This is a genomic window from Thiosulfatihalobacter marinus (assembly GCF_016019955.1).
Lineage (GTDB): Bacteria > Pseudomonadota > Alphaproteobacteria > Rhodobacterales > Rhodobacteraceae > Shimia > Shimia marinus_A.
Genome location: NZ_JAECRZ010000001.1, coordinates 91,371 through 105,908, shown reverse-complemented (window position 1 = coordinate 105,908; position 14,538 = coordinate 91,371). Strand labels below are relative to the sequence as shown.

The window sequence follows — 14,538 nt, the reverse complement described above, 5'->3', positions numbered from 1 at the left end:
ATGCGCAGGATCTGTCTGATCACCGGGGCCAGCGCGGGGATCGGCGCAGCAACCGCGCGGCTGGCCGCAGAGCGTGGCTATGACCTGGCCCTGAATTACCGCACGGATCACGCCGGCGCCGCCGCCGTGGCGGACGATTGCCAGGCCGCCGGAGCGCAGGCCCTGCTTTGCCCGGCGGATGTGGCCCGGCCCGACGAGCTTTCCGCGATGTTCGCCGCGATCGACGCGCGTTTCGGGCGGATCGATGCGCTGGTCAACAATGCCGGCATCGTCGGGCAGACCGCCGGGGTCACGGATCTCACCCATGATCGGCTGCGCCGCATGTTCGACGTGAACGTGATCGGCGCCATGCTGGTCGCGAAAGAGACCGTGCTGCGGATGCAGGCTCAGGGTCAGGGAGGCGCCATCGTCAATCTTTCCTCTGCCGCCGCGCGGATCGGATCGGCCAACCAATATGTCGATTATGCCGCCTCCAAGGCCGCGATCGACATTTTCACCAAGGGGCTGGGCGAGGAGGTGGCGCCCGACAATATCCGCGTCAACGGTGTGCGCCCCGGCCTGATCGAAACCGATATTCACGCCAAGGGCGGCGAACCCGACCGCGCGCGGCGCATGGCGCATATGGTGCCGATAAGGCGCACCGGATCGGCACAGGAGGTGGCCCGCGCCATTCTGTTCCTGCTCTCGGACGAGGCCTCTTATGTGACGGGCACCATGCTTGACGTGGCCGGGGGGCGATGATGGCCGAGGCGCTGATCGTTCACAATCAGGGCCGGACGCTGCGCACCTTTGGCGCGCTGGCTCTGGCCGCCGCCCTGCTTGGCGGGTTGTACAGCATCGGCACGATGACATGGATCCTTGTATTTCTGTCGCTCTTTGCCATTCCGGCGCTTGTCGATCTTCTGCTCAATCCGGTATCCACCTTTGAAATGACAGACGACACGATGCGCTGGAAATGCCCGACCCAATCCGGCGAGCTGACGCTTGACCGGATTCGCCAGGTTCGCCTGGATACCCGCCTGGACGTTTCGGTTCGTGTCACCGTGATGCTTGTCGATGGCAGCAAACTGCGCCTTCCCCAGGATGTGCTGCCCGCGCACAAAACGCTCGAGGAAGCGTTCCAGGCGCGCGGGATCAAGGTGGAACGGCACCACTTTCGGGTGATCTGAGATCGTGGCCAATCCGTGCCGGGCTGACCCCATGATTTCAACTTGGTGCCCTTTTTTGGCCTGAAACGGATTTCATAGTGGCAGCAATAAACGGAGCAGTGCCACCCTATGAAACTCTTTTCATCAGACACCAATTCTGCGCAGGGCGTTTCTGCCCCGGCGCTGCGCAAACTGACGCGGAAATTGCCTCTGTCGCGTCGTGAAGCGCCCGAGGACTCATCCCTGGAAGCCCCTCAAACCTACCGCGATCTGCAAGACCGACTTCAGATTCCGATCAACACATCCACCCCTGACCAGATGGAAAGCGACGCAACCCGCGAACGCGGCCTGTTCCTGGCCCGTCAGGAACTGTGGGAAGAGCTTGAAGACCTGATCCGCACACATGACCAGAACCGCGCCACCACCAAGGCCGGCACACCCCTGGCCGACCTGATGATCTTTGGCGCCCGGTCCGACGTGGTGCGCGCCGCCGAGCACGCGCTTCTGCACGGCCGTCCGGCCAAGGATGCCGATTTCTTTTCCGGCATCGAAGGGTTGGAATACATGCTGGAGGACTTTCCCGACAGCTATCCGCTCGCATTGATCGTCGCCCACATGCATATCGACATCGGCTGGGCCTGGCGCGGCGCCGCTGCCAAGGACGACATACGGGAAATCAATCGCGAGGCATTCCACGCCCATTTCGACCGCGCCTCTGACATACTGCAACGGTTCTGCCCGAAAAAGCACCATTCGCCGGCCCTGTCGGCCGCGCGTTGCGCGCTCTTGCCGGGCAATCCGCACCCCGCAACCCTGCTTGCGCAAGAGTTCGAATCGCTGATCTCCCTTGATCCTGCCAACCCGCGCCATATGCGCGCCCTTGGCAACTATCTGCTGCCGCGCTGGTACGGCGATTTCGAACAGCTTGATCTGCAAGCCCGCCGGGTCGCCGCCCAAACCTTCGATATCTGGGGCGCCGGAGGGTATACCTGGGTGTGGTTCGATGCTCTGCTGGTTGATCCGACCGGGCTGGAAATGCTGGAAATCGAGTATTTCCTGGATGGCGTGTCCGACATTCTGACGCGCGTCAAGGATCAGCACATCGCCAATCTCATGGCGGCACACCTGTTCCGCAGTTGGCAAATATCGCGCGAACAGTATTACGAAGACGGCCTTCGCCAGGATCTCCCGCCCGCCCTGCGGCATGGCTTTGACCGGGTCGTGCGCGAACATCTTCGCGAAATCCACCCGCTGATCTGGGGTCATGCCGAAATCGGCTTCGAAAACACGTCGCGCATCATTTCCAAGGACAGGCTGGCCCAAAAAGGCAAGGAAATCGCCCTGCACGCGGTCGCGATGCCATTCCTTGCCGGCCTTCAGGCCGGGCAGACCGTCTATTTCACGCCCGAGGGCATCACCCAGATCAACCCATAGGCGCTCGCCTCTTGCCCCTGCACCCGGGCTGGCCTAGAACGCAGGCCAGCCAGAGTTGCAAGGAGCCGGAGCAATGCTCGACCTGACCTATGAAACCCCCAAGCCCAAGGTGATCGCGGGCGCCAAACATGACTGGGAACTGGTCATCGGAATGGAGGTTCATGCCCAGGTTGCCTCGAACGCCAAGCTGTTTTCGGGCGCCTCCACCCAGTTCGGGGCCGAGCCGAATTCCAACGTGGCCTTCGTGGACGCGGCCATGCCGGGCATGTTGCCGGTGATCAATGAATACTGTGTGGAACAGGCGGTGCGCACCGGGCTGGGCCTCAAGGCGGAAATTCACCTGAAATCTGCCTTTGACCGCAAGAACTACTTTTATCCCGACCTGCCGCAAGGCTACCAGATCAGCCAGCTTTACGAGCCCATCGTGGGCGAAGGCGAAATCCTGGTGGATATGGGGCCGGGCGTGGCCCGCAAGGTGCGGATCGAACGTATCCATCTGGAACAGGATGCGGGCAAATCCGTGCATGACATGGATCCGAACATGTCCTTTGTGGATCTCAACCGCACCGGCGTGGCGCTGATGGAAATTGTCAGCCGCCCCGACATTCGCGGCCCCGAAGAGGCCGCTGCATATGTGACCAAGATGCGCCAGATTCTGCGCTATCTCGGCACCTGCGACGGCAATATGCAGAACGGCAACCTGCGCGCGGATGTGAACGTATCGGTCTGCCGCCCCGACGCCTATGAAAAATACATGGAAACCCAGGATTTCGGCCACCTGGGCACGCGCTGCGAGATCAAGAACATGAACTCGATGCGCTTTATCCAGGCCGCCATCGAATACGAGGCCCGTCGCCAGATCGCCATCGTCGAGGCCGGCGGCGCGGTCGAACAGGAAACCCGCCTCTACGACCCCGACAAGAACGAAACCCGTTCGATGCGGAGCAAGGAAGAGGCGCATGATTATCGCTACTTCCCCTGCCCCGACCTGTTGCCGCTGGAAATCGAACAGGGTTGGGTGGACGATATCGCCGCCACCCTGCCGGAACTTCCCGACCAGAAAAAGGCGCGGTTTGTCAGTGACTTCGGCCTTACCGAATATGATGCGTCGGTGCTGACCGCCGAAGCCGAAAGTGCCGCCTATTTCGAAGCCGTTGCCGAGGGCCGCGATGGCAAGCTGGCCGCGAACTGGGTCATCAACGAACTGTTCGGCCGCCTCAAGAAAGACGACCGCGATATCACCGACAGCCCGGTCAGCCCGGCGCAGTTGGGCGGGATCGTCGATCTGATCAAGGCCGAGACCATCTCGGGCAAGATTGCCAAGGATCTGTTCGAGATCGTCTATACCGAAGGTGGTGAGCCCGCGCAGATCGTCGAGGAACGCGGCATGAAGCAGGTCACGGATACCGGCGCGATCGAAGCCGCCCTTGACCAGATCATCGCCGACAACCCGGCCCAGGTTGAAAAAGCCAGGGTGAACCCCAAGCTTGCCGGATGGTTCGTCGGGCAGGTTATGAAATCCACGGGCGGCAAGGCAAACCCCAAGGCTGTCAACGAACTGGTTCAGAAAAAGCTGGGCCAGTGAGCCGATGATGTCATATCCCGCGCGGGGTCTGCTCTTGGGAATTTGGCAGAGACGCAAAAGCCGGAACTGGATAGGGCACGCAGACAAGGACACGCAGTCATGGCCGATCTGATGGAACCCAAGGTATTCGGCATCGGTTTTCAGAAAACCGGCACCAAGACCTTGCGCAAGATCTATTGGGAACTGGGATACACCGTCAAAAGTGGCGGCAGCGAGATCGTACCACGCCTGATGCAGGGCGATCTGACACCGGCCTATGAACTGGCGGACGCGCATGACGCGTTCGAGGATCATCCCTGGCCCAATCTTTACAAGGCAATGGACGTTCGCTATCCCGGTTCGAAATTCATCCTGACCACCCGCGACGAGGCCAGATGGATCGCCAGCGCGGTCAACCATCTTGGCTGCCTGCCGGACAAGTCGCAAACCTACACTTACGGGATCGGTTTCCCTGCGGGTTACGAGGATGTCTTCCTGAACCGTTTTCGCTCTCACTATGCCGAGGTGCGCGAATATTTCCGCGACCGCCCCGGCGATTTGCTGGAAGTCTGCTGGGAAGACGGCTCCGGCTGGCAGGAGGTTTGCGAATTCCTTGGAAAACCGGTGCCCGACGCGCCCTTTCCCCACGCCAATCGCGGCAGCTATACACCGGGCAAGCGCCGCATCTGGAGCATTACCGGTGCCGCCATCGCCGCCTTGCGCGGGGTACCGGCAAGCAAACGACAGGCACGTGGCGAAGACACGAACTCCTGAAGATCACTCGGAAAGGTCCACGGATGACAGACACGCCCTTCCTTTCCGGCCCGATGCCGGTAGAGAAAGACTGGATCGATTATAACGGCCATCTCAACATGGCCTATTACAATGTTCTGTTCGATCGCGGGGTGGATGAAATCTGGGAACGGCTCGGATTTGGCCCAGGCTATCGCGAACGCACCGGCTGTACCACATTTTCGGCGGAAACCCATGTCTGCTATCTGCGCGAGATTCACCTGGGCGACAGCGTGCGCGCCAGCTTCCAGTTGCTGGATCACAATGACCGCTCCTTTCATTTCTATCAGGAACTGATTCACGAAGATGGCTGGGTCTCGGCCACCGCCGAAGGGTTGGGCCTGCATATCGATCAATCCGGCCCAAACGTGGCCCCCATGCCCGACGATATTCACGCGCGGGTCAGGACGCTGATGGCCGCCCACCGCTCGCTGCCGCGCCCACCGCGTGTGGGGCGACAAATGGCGATCCGCCACAAATAGGCGCATCCGCGCAGAACCCACTGGACCGCGTGCCCACATTCGTGACACGTTGCATTTCATGAAACCGCCCAAGGCCGAAATTGTCGATATCGTGCAGGAACGCAAGGACTTGCCGCAATTCCTGGAACGCGATGGTCTGATCGGGATCGAACTGGGCGTGGCCGGCGGCTGGTATTCCAAGCGAATGATACAAACCGGCCTGTTTTCACAATTCTACGGCGTCGATGTCTATGGCGACCGTCACGATACAGCCGAATACATTGCCGCATTGAAAAACGTGGGCATGGGCAAACCCTATTGGCTTTTGCGCATGACATTCGACGAAGCCCTTGATGCCTTCCCCGACGAGCATTTCGATTTTGTCTATATCGACGGCTATGCCCATACCGGCGAAAACCGGGGCAAGACGATTTTCGACTGGTACGCCAAGGTCAAGGTCGGCGGCATGATCGCCGGGCACGACTATGATCCGAACTGGCCGCTGGTCCAGTATTCCGTGAATACCTTTGCGCTGCTGGTGGATCAGCCGGTAATGCGCACCGCCCTTTCAGAGCCGCGCGATCCCCAGGACAAGTTCCCCTCCTGGGCGATGTTCAAACCGTCGGCAGACATCCCGGATTATCCCGTGAGCCTGACCCTGCTGCCCAAGAACATGCGAAAGAAGAAATAGTCAATCCGGCCCAGTTGCCGCCTCATCAGACCCAGTAAACCCATGACCCATTACGAGTATAAAGTTGTTCCCGCGCCCGCCAGGGGCCAGAAGGCCAAGGGCGTCAAAACCCCACAGGGGCGCTTTGCCAATGCGCTGGAAAGCCTCATGAACCAGTTGGCGGCCGACGGCTGGGAGTTTCAGCGTGCCGAAACGCTTCCAAACGAAGAACGCGCCGGCTTGACCTCCAACACAACGACCTATCGCAGCGTCATGGTGTTCCGTCGCCCCAGAGCCGGCGATCTTTCCGAGTTTTCCCCCCGCAAACTGGAAGCGCCCAGGCTGGCAGAGCTTCCGGCGCCGCCCGAACCGGACTCGCCCGAACCTGACATACCCGCGCCTCAGCCTGCGGAAAGGCCAAAGGAAGGCCCGGACGTATCGCCAAAGGACACGCCCCAAAGCCCGCTGCTCCTGGCCGAAGACAGCCTGACCGGCGCCTCTGCCGAGCGCGACCCGGAAGAAGGCGACTCCGTCACCACCATTCCCGTGGCTCTGCGCGCACGCGCCCGAAACAAACCGGACACCTGACCTAGCCGTCGATATCCAGGGCCAATGCGTGAATGCGCGCCACCAGATCGCCGCCCAGCGCCTTGTGCACGGCCCTATGACGGGCAACGCGGCTCAAACCCTCAAATGCACCGGCGCGGATCATCACGTTGAAATGGCTCTCGCCGCCTTCCTGATACCCGGCATGACCGCGATGGCGTTCGCTGTCGTCCACCACGTCCAGCGCGCGCGGCGCAAACGCCGCCGTCAGCCGGTCATGAATTTCCTGTCTCACGGTCATGTTTTTTGCCTCCTGCCTCTTCTATCTGCGCGCGGTTAGGCTAAACTCCCCGCTCCGAGTCGAAAAGGTGAGATCATGCCCAAACCAGATCCCTTCGGTTTTGATATGTCCGTGAAGTCGGCCAAGAAGAATAACCCCCGCGGTCGGCGCGGCATGTCCGGTGCCCAGGAAACGTCTGTCCGTGTCTGCGAACATGACGGCTGCGAAGAGGCGGGCAAGTACCGTGCACCCAGGGCGCCCGATGTCCTCGACGAATACAAGTGGTTCTGCAAGGACCATGTGCGCGAGTACAATCTCAAATGGAATTTCTTTGACGGCACCACCGAAGCCGAGATCAACGCCCAGATGTCCAAGGACAAGGTGTGGGAGCGCGAGACCAAGAAATTCACCGATCCCGAGGCCCGCGCCTGGGCCCGGTTGGGCATCGAAGATCCGCATCAGGTTCTGGGCGCCAACGCAACGCAAAATCCCGGCAAGGGCGTCAGCGGCACGCGCCGCCTACCCCCGACCGAACGCCGCGCCATCGAAATCCTCGAAGCCAAGGACTCCTGGTCCAAGGCCGACGTGCGCAAGGCCTACAAGAAATTGATCAAGGTGCTGCACCCCGACATGAACGGTGGCGACCGCAGCCAGGAAGAACAGCTGCAAGAAGTGGTCTGGGCCTGGGATCAACTCAAGGACAGCCGCAACTTCAAGTGATCTGCCCGGGCGGCATGCTGGCCATCGGTTTGGAGATGCCACCCGGCTCCCCTTGCCCGTCGCCCCGACTGAACGGCGCCGTCGCTTGTTGACGCGGCGCGGATCCGTGCCACTGCGCCCCCGACCACGCCACATTTCCCGCAAAGCCCCTCACTTTTCGGCGCGAACTCCGCTGTCTTGGCAAATATTCCCAATTTTCTGACGACTCGGCCAAATCATTAAGGTCGATTGCCGCCCATATCAGGGAGGAACCGAGGGCAAGGCCATGAAGCAGAGCCTCCTACCTCGGGCAATCCGGCGCATCAAGCCACTGATACCTTGGGGGAAATTTACATGATCAAACAAATGGCGGCCGAGCGCCGCACCGCTACCACGCTCTTGCCGGCTGTCCAGTATCTCGGGGTTGGGATTCTGACCCGCCTGCGCGACAAAACCGCCGCCAGGCCCAATCGCGACACGCGGCTTGATCAGGCCCGGGCCGCCGTTTCACGCCTTGTCGTGACCGGCGCGGCCATCTCTGCCGTTGGAAGGGAGTAACAACACCATGGCCCATCTTCTCTTGGTCGATGACGACCGCAACATCCTCACCACTGTCGCCTCTCTGCTGGAAAACGAGGGCCACAAGGTTCAGTCCTACACCGACCCCGAACTGGCGCTGCGCGCGATCGGGCGGTCCAGACCCGACATGGCCCTGCTGGATGTGCAGATGCCGCGCGTGGACGGGTTCGAGGTACTGCGCCGCATCCGGGAAACCTCGAATCTGCCGGTGATGTTTCTCAGCGGCGAAGTGTCCGACGTGGACGAGGCCATGGGCCTGCGCATGGGGGCCGATGACTTCGTGCACAAACCGTTCTCTCCGCGTGTTCTGGTGGAACGGGTGCGCGCCTGCCTGCGCCGCAAACCCGAGGCCGCCCCCCTGTCCGCTGGCGACGGCGCCACGATCACACGCGGCGCGCTTTACATGGATCGCGATTGCCACCTGGTCACGTGGAATGACCAACCAGTGCAAATGACCGTGACGGAATTCAACGTGCTGTGGATCATCGCCCAGCGCCCGAATTTTGTGTTCAGCCGCGCCAAGGTTCTGGACATTGCCTATGGCGAGGACATCTATGTGACCGACCGCAGCATCGACAGCCAGATCAAGCGAATCCGGTTGAAGTTGCGCAAGGTCGATCCGGATTTCGACGCAATCGAAACGCTTTACGGGTTGGGCTACCGCTTTGTCATGCCTCCCGAAATGGCACAGGCGGCCTAGGCGGCCTTCGCACACAGGACGGGCCGGTCCGAATCCGGTCCGTCGCCTTTCCGCGCGTCCGCCGGGATTGCATGGCAGGACCATGCCCCCCTGATACCCGCGCTTGGATTATGCCCGGCGCCGGCTGACCGCGCCGGATGGCAACACCACTTTCAATCTGCGCTTGCCCTTGTGATCAGGCGCAATATGGTGCACGAACGCGCGGTGAAATGGACCGGCGAGTTTGGGCCGAAAGCGACAGGGCCGATGCGAGAAGGAATGCTCAGATGACGAACGAGAACGCCAAACCCACCGAGGACATTCTGGTTCGGGATGTATTTGGCATCGATTCCGACATGAAGGTGCGCGGATTCGACGAGCGCACCGACCGCGTCCCCGAGATCGACCCCACCTACAAATTCGACCCCGACACCACGCTGGCGATCCTGGCTGGTTTTGCGCATAACCGCCGGGTGATGATTCAGGGCTATCACGGCACCGGCAAATCGACCCATATCGAACAGGTCGCCGCCCGCCTGAACTGGCCCTGTGTGCGCGTCAACCTCGACAGCCACATCTCGCGGATCGACCTGATCGGCAAGGACGCGATCAAGCTGCGCGACGGCAAGCAGGTGACGGAATTTCACGAAGGCATTCTACCCTGGGCATTGCGCAACCCCACCGCCATCGTGTTCGACGAATACGATGCGGGCCGGGCCGACGTGATGTTCGTGATCCAACGGGTTCTGGAACATGACGGCAAGCTGACCCTGCTGGATCAGAACGAGGTCATTACGCCCAACCCCTATTTCCGCCTGTTCGCCACCGCCAACACCGTAGGTCTGGGCGACACGACCGGGCTGTATCACGGCACCCAACAGATCAACCAGGCCCAGATGGACCGCTGGTCTCTGGTGGCGACACTGAATTATCTCAGCCACGATGCCGAAACCGCCATCGTCCTGTCCAAGGCGCCGCATTACAACACCGAGAAGGGCCGCAAGATCGTCAGCCAGATGGTCACAGTGGCTGATCTCTCGCGCACCGCCTTCATGAATGGCGATCTGTCCACCGTGATGAGCCCGCGCACCGTGATCAACTGGGCGCTCAATGCCGAGATTTTCCGCAATGTCGGCTATGCCTTCCGCCTCAGTTTCCTCAACAAATGCGACGAGTTGGAGCGCCAGACCGTGGCCGAGTTCTACCAGAGATGCTTTGACGAGGAACTGCCCGAAAGCGCGGCCAGCGTCAGCCTCGGTTAAAAAGGCTCCAGCCTGGAACACCGGCCGACTCTTGCAGGGTCGGCCTTTTTTTTGCTCGTTGCCGAATTCTCCGCGTGATCCGAGCAACTTGGGACAGTTTTCGCAAACTGCCCACTTGTTGGGCTGAAAATTCTGTCCGATGATTGCCTTATGGGCGATTTAAGAACAATTTTGGGTTCCCTGTTGGTTAGCGCGGTACTTGCGCCCTTCGGCGCTGCGGCGCCTGGCCAATTCCCCGCCCAGGAAGATCCGGTTCGTTTTTTCGCAACCTGTGCCGGTCGGCTTTCCGCCGAAATGGAGTTCCAGTGGATGTTTGACGGCGCCAGGGCCGACACCATTCAGAGTGAACGCGCTTCGGTTCTCGACATCCTGGATGCCATCATGCCCCCCGATCAGGGACGCCGAGTGCTAAGCTGGCGGGTCGAGGCCAAGATGGCCCAGGCCGCGCTGCTTACACGGGCCACGTTCGGTTCGGACATACGTATCCAGCGGCGCGCGCAAACCCTTGCGGCGCGCAACGTCGAAGCCTGCCGGGCCCTGTTGCTGGGCTGACATGCGGTTGTTGCTTCGATCGTGACTTGCACTTGGCCGGGCACCCGTGGAATACCACTTTCATGAGCACGAAATCCGACAATCCCGCCGATCCGTTCAAAAAGGCGCTGGCCGAAGCCACCAAGGTCATGGCCGACGATCCCGAACTGAGCGTCACCTATTCGGTCGATCCCGCCGGTTTGTCCGGCGACGCGATGCGCCTGCCTCAGGTCAGCCGGCGGATGAGCCGCGACGAGGTGCTTCTGGCGCGCGGCACGGCGGATGCGCTGGCCCTGCACCGCAAGTATCACGACACCGCCACCCACACCCGCTATGCCCCGCCGCAGGGCATCGCGCGCGATCTGTACGAGGCGATGGAAACCGCCCGCTGCGAGGCCATGGGCGCGCGCCACATGCCCGGCACCGCCAGCAATATCGATGTCAAGATTTCGCATGAGGCCACAAGCCGAGGCTATGGCGACATCACCTCATCCGAAGAGGCGCCGCTATCCGTCGCGGCGGGCTACCTGATCCGGCACCTTGCCACCGGGCGCGACCTGCCTTCGGGCGCGGATAACGTGATGAACCTGTGGCGCGGCTTTATCGAGCAAAGCGCCGGTGATCATCTGGACGACCTGCAAGACAGATTGTCCGACCAGCAGAGCTTTGCCCGGTTTGCCCGCCAGATCATCGACGATCTGGGCTATGGCGACCAGCTTGGCGACGATCCCGATGAAATGGACGACGATCAGCAGGACGACGCCGAGGAAAACGCCGAAGACCAGGACGATCCCGACAGCACCGGCCAGGATGACAGCCAGGAAGACAGCGAGTCCAATCCCGAGCAGTCCCAGGAAGATCAGCAGGACATGACCGAGGCGCAGGTCTCGATGGACGAAATGGCCGAAGAGGAAATGGGCGAAGAGGCAGAGATGCCCGAGGGCGAAGCGCCGCTTGAACCGCCCCCGCCCCCGCCGGTCTCGGAGGCCGATCCGGATTACGTCGTGTTTGACACCGCCCATGACGAGGAAATCGCCGCCGAGGAACTGGCCGAGCCGGTCGAGCTGGAACGGCTGCGCGCCTATCTGGATCAGCAGCTGGAACCGCTCAAGGGCGCGGTCAGCCGGCTGGCCAACAAGCTGCAACGCCGCCTTCAGGCGCAGCAGAACCGGTCCTGGGAATTTGACCGCGAAGAGGGCATTCTGGACGCCGGCCGGCTGGCGCGGGTGGTGGCCAACCCGACCACCCCGCTCAGCTTCAAGGTCGAGAAAGACACCGAGTTTCGCGATACAGTGGTGACGCTGCTGTTGGACAATTCCGGCTCGATGCGTGGCCGCCCGATCTCGATTGCCGCCATTTGCGCAGATGTTCTGGCGCGCACGCTGGAACGGTGCAACGTCAAGGTGGAGATACTTGGGTTCACCACCCGCGCATGGAAAGGCGGGCAAAGCCGCGAGAAATGGTTGAACGAGGGCCGCCCGCAACAGCCCGGGCGCCTGAACGATTTGCGCCACATCATCTACAAACAGGCCGACGCCCCCATGCGCCGGTCGCGCCAGAACCTGGGGCTGATGATGAAAGAGGGGCTGCTCAAGGAAAACATCGACGGCGAGGCGTTGGAATGGGCCCACCGCCGGATGCTGGCCCGCCGCGAGGCCCGCAAGATCCTGATGGTAATCTCTGACGGGGCGCCGGTGGATGATTCCACGTTGTCGGTCAACCCGGCCAATTACCTGGAAAAGCATCTGCGCGACGTGATCGCCATGGTGGAAAAGCGCAAACAGGTTGAATTGCTGGCGATCGGCATCGGGCATGACGTGACGCGCTATTACGATCGGGCGGTGACGATCACCGATGTCGAACAGCTTGCCGGTGCCATGACAGAGCAGCTTGCCGCCCTGTTTGACAGCGACCCGCGCGCCCGTGCACGGGTGATGGGGATTCGCCGCGCCGGGTAAGGGGGCGTTGCCCCCGCCGCAGCATGGCTGCGACTCCCCCAGAGTATTTTTGGCAAAATGAAGACGTGTCGGCTTGCCTTTGGGCGGTCGGGCGCTAGCTTGACCGCAAGTAACAGGGGGAAGCTATGTTTCAGGATTTCACCGTTCTGGCGCGGCCGGAGCAGGGCCCGGCGCGGCTGGCGAAACTGCGCGCCGCCATGTCGGACGCGGGCTTGCAGGGCTATCTGGTTCCGCGTGCCGATGCGCATCAGGGCGAGTATGTCGCGCCGCGGGATGACCGGCTGGCCTGGTTGACCGGGTTCACCGGCTCCGCCGGGTTTTGCGTGGTGTTGGCGGCAGAGGCGGGCGTATTTGTCGACGGGCGGTACCGCACACAGGTGCGCGAGCAGGTTGCGGACTGTTTCACGCCGGTGGATTGGCCGGAGGTAAAGCCGGGGCCGTGGCTGGCCGGGCATCTGGGCAAGGGTTCTGTCGGCTTTGATCCATGGCTCTACACTGTTGGGCAAATCGAGGAGCTGGAGGCCGCGCTGGCGGATCATGACATCGCGCTAGTGCCCGGTGAGAATCTGATAGACCGGATCTGGGAGGATCAGCCCGGCCCGCCAATGGCTCGGGCATCGGTGCAACCCCTTGTTCACGCGGGCGAGTCGCATGATGAAAAGCGATCCCGCCTGGCCGCGGATCTGTGTCGCGCCGGCCATGCGGCGGCCGTGATCACCTTGCCCGACAGCCTGGCCTGGCTTCTCAACATCCGCGGTGCCGATATCCCGCGCAATCCTCTGGCCCATGGCTTTGCGGTTCTGATGGCCGATGGCAGCGTAGATCTGTTCATGGCCGCCGCCAAGCTTGAGGGGCTGAAGGACCATTTGGGCGAGGCCGTGCGCCGGCACGACCCGCAGGATTTTCTGCCCTGGCTCGCAAGGCTTGCCGGGCCGGTCCGGCTGCACAGGGACAGCGCGCCGGTTGCGGTGCGCCAGGCGCTGGACGCCGCCGGGGTTCCTGTCGTCTTTGGTGCCGAACCCTGCGCCCTGCCCAAGGCCCGCAAGAACGGCTCCGAAATACAGGGCATGGCCGAGGCCCATCTGCGCGACGGCGCGGCGGTGGCGCAGTTCCTTGCCTGGTTTGACGATCATGCCGACACGGGTATCAGCGAGATCGACATCGTTACCAAGCTGGAAGAGTGCCGCCGTGCCGGCAATGCTCTTCTGGACATCAGCTTTGACACCATCGCCGGGACCGGCCCGCATGGCGCCATTATGCATTACCGCGTGACCGAGGAAAGCAACCGTGCCCTGAAAGACGGCGACCTGCTTGTTCTGGACAGCGGCGGGCAGTATCGCGACGGCACCACGGACATCACCCGCACCCTGCCGGTGGGCCATGTGGGCGACGACGAAAAACGCGCCTTTACCCGGGTGTTGCAAGGCATGATCGCCGTGTCGCGTCTGCGTTGGCCGCGTGGACTTGCCGGGGCGCATATCGAGGCCGTGGGCCGCGTGCCACTCTGGATGGCGGGGCAGGATTTCGACCATGGGCTGGGCCATGGCGTGGGTGCCTATCTGTGTGTGCATGAAGGCCCCCAGCGGCTGAGCCGGGTCAGCGACGTACCGTTGGAACCAGGCATGATCCTGTCCAACGAGCCGGGCTATTATCGGCCCGGCGCCTTTGGCATCCGCATCGAGAACCTGATCGTCGTGGAAGAGGCCGCGCCCCTGCCCGGTGGCGACGACCACCGCGCCATGTTGCGGTTCCGCACGCTCACCTATGCGCCGATTGACCGGCGCCTGATCCTCGCCGACATGCTTGACGCTGGCGAACGCAGCTGGATCAACGATTACCATGCGACGTGTCGTCGTCTGATCGGACCACGGCTGGATAATCCGGCGCGTTTGTGGTTGGATCGCGCCACCGCGCCGTTGTGACGGGCTGGCGCGG

The 14,538-nt window shown here is 62.0% G+C and carries 16 protein-coding genes; 15 read left to right on the top strand and 1 reads right to left on the bottom strand.

What is annotated here, in order from left to right; genetic code table 11:
• The 8 genes from I3253_RS00505 (at position 1) to I3253_RS00470 (ending at position 6,657) form a co-directional block, all read left to right on the top strand.
• Positions 1-741, top strand: coding sequence for an SDR family oxidoreductase (locus I3253_RS00505; protein WP_197915665.1), 741 nt, complete (start codon positions 1-3; stop codon positions 739-741).
• Complete coding sequence (locus I3253_RS00500; RefSeq protein ID WP_197915664.1) at positions 741-1,169, top strand: hypothetical protein; 429 nt, start codon at positions 741-743, stop codon at positions 1,167-1,169. The genes I3253_RS00505 and I3253_RS00500 overlap by 1 nt, the downstream gene beginning before the upstream one ends.
• A gap of 108 nt (positions 1,170-1,277) precedes the next feature.
• Positions 1,278-2,582, top strand: a complete 1,305-nt coding sequence (locus tag I3253_RS00495; RefSeq protein ID WP_197915663.1) for a hypothetical protein — start codon at positions 1,278-1,280, stop codon at positions 2,580-2,582.
• 73 nt (positions 2,583-2,655) lie between these two features.
• Entirely contained in the window at positions 2,656-4,167 is a 1,512-nt protein-coding gene (gene gatB, locus I3253_RS00490) for an Asp-tRNA(Asn)/Glu-tRNA(Gln) amidotransferase subunit GatB (RefSeq protein WP_197915662.1), read from the top strand.
• 99 nt (positions 4,168-4,266) lie between these two features.
• The gene (locus tag I3253_RS00485; protein WP_197915661.1) at positions 4,267-4,920 is read left to right on the top strand and encodes a sulfotransferase family protein; all 654 of its coding nucleotides are present in this window, start codon (positions 4,267-4,269) and stop codon (positions 4,918-4,920) included.
• A gap of 23 nt (positions 4,921-4,943) precedes the next feature.
• Positions 4,944-5,420 carry a thioesterase family protein gene (locus I3253_RS00480; protein WP_197915660.1) on the top strand — a complete coding sequence of 159 codons (477 nt, stop codon included), beginning with the start codon at positions 4,944-4,946 and terminating at the stop codon, positions 5,418-5,420.
• Positions 5,421-5,478: 58 nt separating this feature from the next.
• Complete coding sequence (locus I3253_RS00475; protein ID WP_197915659.1) at positions 5,479-6,090, top strand: class I SAM-dependent methyltransferase; 612 nt, start codon at positions 5,479-5,481, stop codon at positions 6,088-6,090.
• Positions 6,091-6,132: 42 nt separating this feature from the next.
• Positions 6,133-6,657 (top strand): DUF4177 domain-containing protein, encoded by a 525-nt coding sequence (locus I3253_RS00470; protein ID WP_197915658.1) that lies wholly within the window; start codon positions 6,133-6,135, stop codon positions 6,655-6,657.
• Position 6,658: 1 nt separating this feature from the next.
• Here the strand turns inward: I3253_RS00470 and I3253_RS00465 are convergent, their stop codons facing one another.
• Positions 6,659-6,916 carry a BolA family protein gene (locus I3253_RS00465; RefSeq protein ID WP_197915657.1) on the bottom strand — a complete coding sequence of 86 codons (258 nt, stop codon included), beginning with the start codon at positions 6,914-6,916 and terminating at the stop codon, positions 6,659-6,661.
• A gap of 75 nt (positions 6,917-6,991) precedes the next feature.
• Here I3253_RS00465 and I3253_RS00460 point away from each other — a divergent pair, with 75 nt between their 5' ends.
• From I3253_RS00460 to I3253_RS00430, 7 genes are all read left to right on the top strand, one after another.
• Positions 6,992-7,615, top strand: coding sequence for a J domain-containing protein (locus I3253_RS00460; protein ID WP_197915656.1), 624 nt, complete (start codon positions 6,992-6,994; stop codon positions 7,613-7,615).
• Between the two features lie 333 nt (positions 7,616-7,948).
• Positions 7,949-8,152 carry a hypothetical protein gene (locus tag I3253_RS00455; protein ID WP_197915655.1) on the top strand — a complete coding sequence of 68 codons (204 nt, stop codon included), beginning with the start codon at positions 7,949-7,951 and terminating at the stop codon, positions 8,150-8,152.
• A gap of 7 nt (positions 8,153-8,159) precedes the next feature.
• Positions 8,160-8,873 (top strand): response regulator transcription factor, encoded by a 714-nt coding sequence (locus tag I3253_RS00450; RefSeq protein ID WP_197915654.1) that lies wholly within the window; start codon positions 8,160-8,162, stop codon positions 8,871-8,873.
• A 266-nt stretch (positions 8,874-9,139) separates the two neighbouring features.
• Complete coding sequence (cobS, locus tag I3253_RS00445) at positions 9,140-10,114, top strand: cobaltochelatase subunit CobS (protein ID WP_197915653.1); 975 nt, start codon at positions 9,140-9,142, stop codon at positions 10,112-10,114.
• 309 nt (positions 10,115-10,423) lie between these two features.
• Positions 10,424-10,666: a hypothetical protein gene (locus I3253_RS00440; RefSeq protein ID WP_197915652.1), complete on the top strand. Its 243-nt coding sequence runs from the start codon at positions 10,424-10,426 to the stop codon at positions 10,664-10,666.
• A 62-nt stretch (positions 10,667-10,728) separates the two neighbouring features.
• Positions 10,729-12,603 (top strand): cobaltochelatase subunit CobT, encoded by a 1,875-nt coding sequence (gene cobT / locus I3253_RS00435; RefSeq protein ID WP_197915651.1) that lies wholly within the window; start codon positions 10,729-10,731, stop codon positions 12,601-12,603.
• A 125-nt stretch (positions 12,604-12,728) separates the two neighbouring features.
• On the top strand, positions 12,729-14,525 hold the full coding sequence (locus I3253_RS00430; RefSeq protein ID WP_197915650.1) for an aminopeptidase P family protein: 1,797 nt from the start codon (positions 12,729-12,731) through the stop codon (positions 14,523-14,525).
• The last annotated feature ends 13 nt before the right edge of the window (positions 14,526-14,538 follow it).

What these genes read in the sequence shown, in the direction of transcription:
- I3253_RS00430 (WP_197915650.1), top strand. Translation starts at nt 12,729, where the DNA reads ATGTTTCAGGATTTCACCGTTCTGGCGCGGCCGGAGCAGGGCCCGGCG.
- I3253_RS00440 (WP_197915652.1), top strand. Translation starts at nt 10,424, where the DNA reads ATGTTTGACGGCGCCAGGGCCGACACCATTCAGAGTGAACGCGCTTCG.
- I3253_RS00480 (WP_197915660.1), top strand. Translation starts at nt 4,944, where the DNA reads ATGACAGACACGCCCTTCCTTTCCGGCCCGATGCCGGTAGAGAAAGAC.
- I3253_RS00460 (WP_197915656.1), top strand. Translation starts at nt 6,992, where the DNA reads ATGCCCAAACCAGATCCCTTCGGTTTTGATATGTCCGTGAAGTCGGCC.
- I3253_RS00470 (WP_197915658.1), top strand. Translation starts at nt 6,133, where the DNA reads ATGACCCATTACGAGTATAAAGTTGTTCCCGCGCCCGCCAGGGGCCAG.
- I3253_RS00475 (WP_197915659.1), top strand. Translation starts at nt 5,479, where the DNA reads ATGAAACCGCCCAAGGCCGAAATTGTCGATATCGTGCAGGAACGCAAG.
- cobS (WP_197915653.1), top strand. Translation starts at nt 9,140, where the DNA reads ATGACGAACGAGAACGCCAAACCCACCGAGGACATTCTGGTTCGGGAT.
- I3253_RS00505 (WP_197915665.1), top strand. Translation starts at nt 1, where the DNA reads ATGCGCAGGATCTGTCTGATCACCGGGGCCAGCGCGGGGATCGGCGCA.
- I3253_RS00495 (WP_197915663.1), top strand. Translation starts at nt 1,278, where the DNA reads ATGAAACTCTTTTCATCAGACACCAATTCTGCGCAGGGCGTTTCTGCC.
- I3253_RS00465 (WP_197915657.1), bottom strand. Translation starts at nt 6,916, where the DNA reads ATGACCGTGAGACAGGAAATTCATGACCGGCTGACGGCGGCGTTTGCG.
- I3253_RS00500 (WP_197915664.1), top strand. Translation starts at nt 741, where the DNA reads ATGGCCGAGGCGCTGATCGTTCACAATCAGGGCCGGACGCTGCGCACC.
- I3253_RS00455 (WP_197915655.1), top strand. Translation starts at nt 7,949, where the DNA reads ATGATCAAACAAATGGCGGCCGAGCGCCGCACCGCTACCACGCTCTTG.
- I3253_RS00450 (WP_197915654.1), top strand. Translation starts at nt 8,160, where the DNA reads ATGGCCCATCTTCTCTTGGTCGATGACGACCGCAACATCCTCACCACT.
- I3253_RS00485 (WP_197915661.1), top strand. Translation starts at nt 4,267, where the DNA reads ATGGCCGATCTGATGGAACCCAAGGTATTCGGCATCGGTTTTCAGAAA.
- gatB (WP_197915662.1), top strand. Translation starts at nt 2,656, where the DNA reads ATGCTCGACCTGACCTATGAAACCCCCAAGCCCAAGGTGATCGCGGGC.
- cobT (WP_197915651.1), top strand. Translation starts at nt 10,729, where the DNA reads ATGAGCACGAAATCCGACAATCCCGCCGATCCGTTCAAAAAGGCGCTG.